Source organism: Kitasatospora sp. NPDC056184, assembly GCF_042268405.1.
Taxonomy (GTDB): Bacteria; Actinomycetota; Actinomycetes; order Streptomycetales; family Streptomycetaceae; genus Kitasatospora.
Genome location: NZ_JBHJUI010000034.1, coordinates 66,716 through 73,419, shown reverse-complemented (window position 1 = coordinate 73,419; position 6,704 = coordinate 66,716). Strand labels below are relative to the sequence as shown.

Genomic DNA, 6,704 nt, shown 5'->3' with positions numbered 1-6,704 from the left:
TTCCATCAGGCGGCTTTCACACCGGCCCTCCGGGCGCTTCGTTCTTTCGTGTTTCCAGCTTATCAGATGTTTTCCGCTCCGTTTTCCGGAGTTTCTTTCGTCCGATTTGCTTCGGCCTTTCGGCGCTCCCGAACTCTATCAGAGTTTCTCGGGCCGTTTTCCCGCTCCGTTCTCGAATTTCGTTCGAGAACTTCAACTGGGGGCCGTCCCGTGGGGCAACCCGGAGAACGTTACGCACCGGGCTGCCCCACGTCAAATCAGGCCGGGGAGGCTCACACCTCGACGACGACCGGGAGGATCATCGGGCGACGGCGGTAGTTGTCGGCCACCCACTTGCCGATGGTCCGGCGGACGAGCTGCTGGACCTGGCGGATCTCCAGGACGCCGTCGCTCGCCGAGCGGTCGAGCGCCTCCTGCAGCCGGGCCGCGACCGGGACGAACGCGGCGTCGTCGATGCCGGAGCCGCGGGCCTGGATGCTCGGGCCGCCGACGATCTTGCCGTTGGTGGAGTCGACCACCACGAAGCAGGAGATGAAGCCCTCCTCGCCGAGGATCCTGCGATCCTTGAGCGAGGCCTCGGTGATGTCGCCGACCGAGGAGCCGTCGACGTAGACGTAGCCGGCCTGCACCTTGCCGACGATGCGGGCGACGCCGCCCTCCAGGTCGACGCAGACGCCGTCCTCCGCGATGACCACGCGGTTGCGCGGGACGCCGGTCGCGATGCCGAGGTCGGCCGCGGCCCGCAGGTGGCGCCACTCGCCGTGCACCGGCATGAGGTTGCGCGGCTTGCAGATGTTGAAGAAGTACAGCAGCTCGCCGGCCGAGGCGTGGCCGGAGACGTGCACCTTGGCGTTGCCCTTGTGCACGACCTTGGCGCCCCAGCGGGTCAGGCCGTTGATGACCCGGTACACGGCGTTCTCGTTGCCCGGGATGAGCGAGGACGCCAGGACGACGGTGTCGCCCTCGACGATGCGGATCTGGTGGTCGCGGTTGGCCATCCGGGACAGCGCGGCCATCGGCTCGCCCTGCGAGCCGGTACAGATCAGCACGACCTCCTTGTCCGGCAGGTCGTCCAGCTGCTTGACGTCGACGACCATGTTGCCGGGGACCTTCAGGTACCCGAGGTCACGGGCGATGCCCATGTTGCGGACCATCGAGCGGCCGACGAACGCGACCTTGCGCTTGTACTCGTGCGCGGCGTCCAGTACCTGCTGGATGCGGTGCACGTGGCTCGCGAACGAGGCCACGATGATGCGCTTGTCAGCGTTCGCGAAAACGTTTCGCAGCGCGGCCGAGATGTCCCGCTCGTGCGGGATGAAGCCGGGGACCTCGGCGTTGGTGGAGTCCACCAGCAGCAGGTCCATGCCCTCTTCCGCCAGCTTGGCGAAGGTCGGCAGGTCGGTGAGGCGGCCGTCGAGCGGCAGCTGGTCCATCTTGAAGTCACCGGTGGCGACGACCATGCCGGCGGGGGTGCGCACGGCGACGGCCAGCGCGTCCGGGATGGAGTGGTTGACCGCGATGAACTGGCAGTCGAAGGGGCCGATCCGCTCGCGGTCGCCCTCGGAGACCTCCAGCACGTACGGGCGGATGCGGTGCTCGGCGAGCTTGGCCTCGATCAGCGCGAGGGTGAGCTTCGACCCGATCAGCGGGATGTCCGGGTTCTCCCGGAGCAGGAACGGGACGGCGCCGATGTGGTCCTCGTGGCCGTGCGTGAGGACGATGCCGTCGATCTTGTCGAGGCGGTCCCGGATGTAGCTGAAGTCCGGGAGGATCAGGTCGACGCCGGGCTGCTCGTCCTCGGGGAAGAGGACGCCGCAGTCGACGATGAGAATGCGGTCCCCGTATTCGAAGACCGTCATGTTGCGGCCGATCTCGCCGAGACCGCCGAGCGGGGTGATCCGCAGGGCGCCCGCCTTGAGGGCCGGCGGTGCGCCGAGTTCGGGATGCGGGTGGCTCAAAAGACTCTCCTCACGACGCACGCCATATGTCCGGGGTCCTCCCCCGCGAGACATATGGCGTGCGTTCTCAGTGTCGGTTTTCCTACCAGGTCTGTGCTCTCGCGCCTTCGGTCCGGTCCAGCGGCGGACCCGTGGGGGTCCGGCGAGCCGGGGCGCGCACGTCTGTGTCTGTTACAGGTCTACCCCGCCGTCGGCGAGATCCTTCTTCAGTTGCGCGATCTCCTCGGAGGTCGCTCCGACCAGGGGAAGTCGCAGCGGGCCCGCGGGCAGGCCCTGGAGGTCCAGCGCGGCCTTGGCGAGGATCACGCCCTGGGTGCGGAAGATACCGGTGAAGACCGGCAGCAGGCGCTGGTGGACGGCCGTGGCCTTGGCCACATCGCCGGCCAGGTAGGCCTCGACCATCGTCCGCAGCTCGCCGGCGACCACATGGCCGACCACGCTGACGACACCGACGGCTCCGACCGACAGCAACGGCAGGTTGAGGATGTCGTCGCCGGAGTACCAGGCGAGGTCGGAGCGGGCGATCGCCCAGGCCGCGGCGCCGAGGTCGCCCTTGGCGTCCTTGTTGGCGACGATCCGCGGGTGCTCGCCGAGCCGGACCAGCGTCTCGTGGCTCAGCGCGACGCCGGCGCGGCCGGGGATGTCGTACAGCATGACCGGCAGCCCGGTGGCGTCGGCGATCCGCACGGTGTGCCGGTACAGGCCCTCCTGCGGGGGCTTGCTGTAGTACGGCGTGACCGCCAGCAGGCCGTGCGCGCCGGCCGCCTCGGCCTGGCGGGCCAGCTCGACGCTGTGGTGCGTGTCGTTGGTGCCGACCCCGGCCACCACGTGGGCCCGGTCCCCGACCGCCTCCACCACGGCGCGGACGAGCTGGGCCTTCTCGGCGTCGCTGGTGGTCGGGGACTCGCCGGTGGTGCCGTTGACGACGAGGCCGTCGTTGCCGGAGGCGACGAGGTGCGCGGCGAGGCGCTGGGCGCCGTCGAGGTCGAGGCCTCCGTCGGCGGTGAACGGTGTCACCATCGCGGTCAGGACCCGCCCGAAGGGCGTCTGGGGGGTGGAGGTCGGAGCCATGCGTCCAAAACTACTCGTAGGCGGAGGGGTGGCATCCAGGCCGGTCCACGGTTCGGACGGCCACGGCGGCGAACCGGCGGCGACCAGCGGCGACATGGGATTCCGGTGCTGCGTGCTCGGGGGTTCAAGCAGCACCGGAATCCGTGTTCACGAGCGTAGGGAGCGGTCAGAAATGCCGCAATCCAGACATGCCAGACACTCTCCCCGGATGCCCGTCGCCGCAGGTCAGGGGGCGACCCGGCCGTGCTTCTCGAAGGCCGCATGGGTGAGCGGCATGAGCTCGGCCCACTGCTCCTCCATCCGCTCGGCGACCATCTCGATCTCGCGCTGCGGGAACGACGGCACCGCCGAGTTCTCCCGCTTGGTGCGCAGCGACAGGAAGTGCATCAGCGAGCGGGCGTTGCAGGTCGCGTACATCGACGAGTAGAGCCCGACCGGCAGCACCGCGCGGGCGACCTCGCGGGCCACCCCGGCTTCCAGCATCTCCTGGTAGCGGCCGTACGCCTCGCGGTAGGCGGCCTCCATCGAGGAGGTGACGGTCGCGTGCTGCTCGGGCGTGCCCTCGACGAACTCGTAGCGGCCCGGGCGGCCCTGCTGGACCAGCCTGCGCTCCTCGCCCGGCACGTAGAAGACCGGCTGCAGCTCGCGGTAGCGGCCGGACTCCTCGTTGTACGACCAGCCGCTGCGGTGGCGGTGGAACTCGCGGAAGACGAAGATCGGCGCGCTGATGAAGAAGGTCATCGAGTTGTGCTCGAACGGCGTGCCGTGCCGGTCCCGCATCAGGAAGTTGATCAGGCCCTTGGACTTCTCCGGGTCCTGTTCGAGCGCCTCCAGGGACTGCTCCCCCGCCGTCGAGACCCGGGCCGCCCAGATGACGTCCGAGTCGGCGGCGGCGCTGCGGACCAGCTCCGCGGTGATGTCGCTGCGGAACTGGGGGGCCGTCGTGTCGTCGCTCACGCGATACTCCTCGCGGTTCGGTCGGAGCCGGTGCCACCCGGGGCGGTGGCCTCGGCGCCGGTGGTGCGGTGCAGCCGGATCGCGTGCTGCATGGTCTTGCGGGCGCGCGGCACGTCGCCGGCGTCGGCGTACGCGACCGCCAGGCGGAAGAAGACCCGCCAGTCGCCGGGGGCGGCCTCGGCCTCGGCCTTGCGGCGGGCGAACACGGCGTCCGCCGAGGCACGGTCGATCCGCCCGCCGTCGGTGCGCTTCAGCTCGTCGACCGGCAGGCCGCCCTCGGCCTCCAGCTCGCGGGCCAGCCGCTCGCTGTCCCGGCCGAAGCGGACCGTCTGGCGCAGGAACCAGAAGCCGATGACCGGGATGACGAAGGCGCACAGGCCCATGCCGATGCCCAGCGGCTTGCCGGTGGCGATGAGCTGGACGCCCTCGCCGACGCAGATCAGCGCGACCAGGGCCAGGACGCCGGAGAGGACGAAGAAGCCGGTACGGGAGGTCATGCCGGGCTCACAGGTCCAGGAAGTGTTCGAGGCCGAGGGTGAGCCCGGGCGTCTCCACGACCTTGCGCACGCCGAGCAGGATGCCCGGCATGAAGCTGCTGTGGTGCAGCGAGTCGTGCCGGATGGTGAGGGTCTCGCCGGTGTCGCCGAACATCACCTGCTGGTGGGCGAGCAGGCCACGCAGCCGCACCGCGTGCACCGGCACCCCGTCGACGTCGGCGCCGCGGGCGCCGGGCAGGGCGTGGGTGGTCGGGTCCTGCTGCGGCGGGCGGCCGGCCTCCGCGCGGGCGGCGGCGATCAGCTGGGCGGTACGGGTGGCGGTGCCGCTGGGGGCGTCCGCCTTGCCGTCGTGGTGCAGCTCGACGACCTCGACCGACTCGAAGTACTTGGCGGCGGTCTGGGCGAACTTCATGCCGAGGACGGCGCCGATGGAGAAGTTCGGCGCGATCAGCAGGCCCAGCTCCGGCGCCTCGTCGAGCCAGCCCCGGACGGTGGCCAGCCGCTCCTCGGTCCAGCCGGTGGTGCCGGTGACCACGTGGATGCCGTGGTGCAGGCAGAAGTCGAGGTTGCCCATCACCGAGTCGGGGTGGGTCAGCTCGACGACGGCCTGCACCCCGGCGTCGGTCAGCTCGGAGAGCTTCGCCTCGCGGCCCAGGGCGGCGACCAGCTCCAGGTCCGGGGCGGCCTCGACGGCCTTGACGGCCTCGGAGCCGATCCGGCCCCGGGCGCCGATCACAGCGACACGCAGCGTCATGGTGGGAAGTCCCTTCAGGCCAGCAGGTCGGCGAGCTTGGCGGCCCGCTTGTCGGTGATCGGACCGATCAGCGCCAGCGAGGGCCGGTACGCCCCCAGCACATCACGGGCGACCTCGTGCACGTCGTCCAGGGTCACCGCCGCGATCCGCTCCAGCATGTCGTCGACCGACAGGTGGTGGCCGTAGCTGAGCTCGGCCTTGCCGATGCGGTTCATCAGCGAGCCGGTGTCCTCCATGCCGAGCACGGTGGAGCCGGAGATCTGGCCGATCGCGCGCTGCAGCTCCTCCTCGGTGATGCCGTCGGCGACCACCTTGGCGAGCTCCTCGCGGCAGATCCGCAACACCTCCTCGACCCGCTTGGGCTGGCAGCCGGCGTAGATGCCGAACAGGCCGCTGTCCGCGTACGAGGAGGAGTACGAGTACACCGAGTACGCCAGGCCGCGCTTCTCGCGGACCTCCTGGAACAGCCGGGAGCTCATGCCGCCGCCGAGGACCGCGTTGAGCACGCCCATCGCCCAGCGGCGCTCGTCGTGCCGGGGCACGCCGGGCACGCCCAGCACCAGGTGGGCCTGCTCGGTGGAGCGGTTGAGCACCTCGACCCGGCCCGCGGTGCGCAGCGCCTTGACGCCGCGCCGGGCCTCGGCGGGGACGGCCTCGGACTTGGCGAGCAGCGGCGCGAAGGCCTGCTCGACCTGCCGGACGACCTTGCGGTGGTCCAGGTTGCCGGCCGCGGCGACGACCAGGTGCTCGGGCTTGTAGCGGCGGTGGAAGAAGTTCGCGATCTGCTCGCGGGTGAGCGAGCGGATGGTCTCCTGGGTGCCGAGGATCGGCCGGCCGAGCGGGCCGCTGCCGAAGATCACCTTGGCGAAGAGGTCGTGGACGACGTCGCCCGGGTCGTCCTCGGCCATCGCCATCTCCTCCAGGATGACGCCGCGCTCGGCCTCGACGTCCTCGGGGCGGATCAGCGAGCCGGTGAGCATGTCGCAGACCACGTCGATGGCCAGCGGCAGGTCGGTGTCGAGCACCCGCGCGTAGTAGCAGGTGTTCTCCTTCGCGGTGAAGGCGTTCATCTCGCCGCCGACCGCGTCCAGGGCGGCCGAGATGTCCAGCGCGCTGCGCCGCTCGGTGCCCTTGAAGAGCAGGTGCTCCAGGTAGTGGGTGGCGCCGTTGAGCTGCGGGGTCTCGTCCCGCGAGCCGACGCCGACCCAGATGCCGAAGGTCGCGGAGCGCACCGTCGGCAGGGTCTCGGTGACGACGCGCAGGCCGCCGGGGAGGACGGTGCGACGCACGGTTCCGGCGCCGTCCGCGCCCTTGAGCAGGGTCCGGGTCGTGCCGGGGCGCTGCTTCGCCGCCGAGGCCTGGGCCACGGGGGTACCTCCGTAGAAAGCGGTCCGTCGGGAGACGTGGGGACAACAGGGTGCGGCCCGCACGCCGCTGGGGGCGTGCGGGCCGCGGGGTTCAGCTAGC

The 6,704-nt window shown here is 70.7% G+C and carries 6 protein-coding genes; all 6 read right to left on the bottom strand.

What is annotated here, in order from left to right; translation table 11 throughout:
• Nucleotides 1–272 precede the first annotated feature (272 nt).
• The 6 genes from ACFC0B_RS37560 to ACFC0B_RS37535 all read right to left on the bottom strand — a co-directional run bounded on the left by ACFC0B_RS37560 (nucleotide 273) and on the right by ACFC0B_RS37535 (nucleotide 6,604).
• Nucleotides 273–1,958, bottom strand: coding sequence for a ribonuclease J (locus tag ACFC0B_RS37560; RefSeq protein WP_376096878.1), 1,686 nt, complete (start codon nucleotides 1,956–1,958; stop codon nucleotides 273–275).
• 171 nt (nucleotides 1,959–2,129) lie between these two features.
• On the bottom strand, nucleotides 2,130–3,029 hold the full coding sequence (gene dapA, locus ACFC0B_RS37555) for a 4-hydroxy-tetrahydrodipicolinate synthase (protein WP_376096875.1): 900 nt from the start codon (nucleotides 3,027–3,029) through the stop codon (nucleotides 2,130–2,132).
• A gap of 225 nt (nucleotides 3,030–3,254) precedes the next feature.
• The gene (thyX, locus tag ACFC0B_RS37550; RefSeq protein ID WP_376096872.1) at nucleotides 3,255–3,986 is read right to left on the bottom strand and encodes an FAD-dependent thymidylate synthase; all 732 of its coding nucleotides are present in this window, start codon (nucleotides 3,984–3,986) and stop codon (nucleotides 3,255–3,257) included.
• Nucleotides 3,983–4,483 (bottom strand): hypothetical protein, encoded by a 501-nt coding sequence (locus ACFC0B_RS37545; RefSeq protein ID WP_376096869.1) that lies wholly within the window; start codon nucleotides 4,481–4,483, stop codon nucleotides 3,983–3,985. The genes thyX and ACFC0B_RS37545 overlap by 4 nt, the downstream gene beginning before the upstream one ends.
• 7 nt (nucleotides 4,484–4,490) lie before the next feature.
• The gene (dapB, locus tag ACFC0B_RS37540; RefSeq protein WP_376096866.1) at nucleotides 4,491–5,237 is read right to left on the bottom strand and encodes a 4-hydroxy-tetrahydrodipicolinate reductase; all 747 of its coding nucleotides are present in this window, start codon (nucleotides 5,235–5,237) and stop codon (nucleotides 4,491–4,493) included.
• 14 nt (nucleotides 5,238–5,251) lie between these two features.
• The gene (locus ACFC0B_RS37535) at nucleotides 5,252–6,604 is read right to left on the bottom strand and encodes a M16 family metallopeptidase (protein ID WP_376096863.1); all 1,353 of its coding nucleotides are present in this window, start codon (nucleotides 6,602–6,604) and stop codon (nucleotides 5,252–5,254) included.
• Nucleotides 6,605–6,704: the final 100 nt, after the last annotated feature.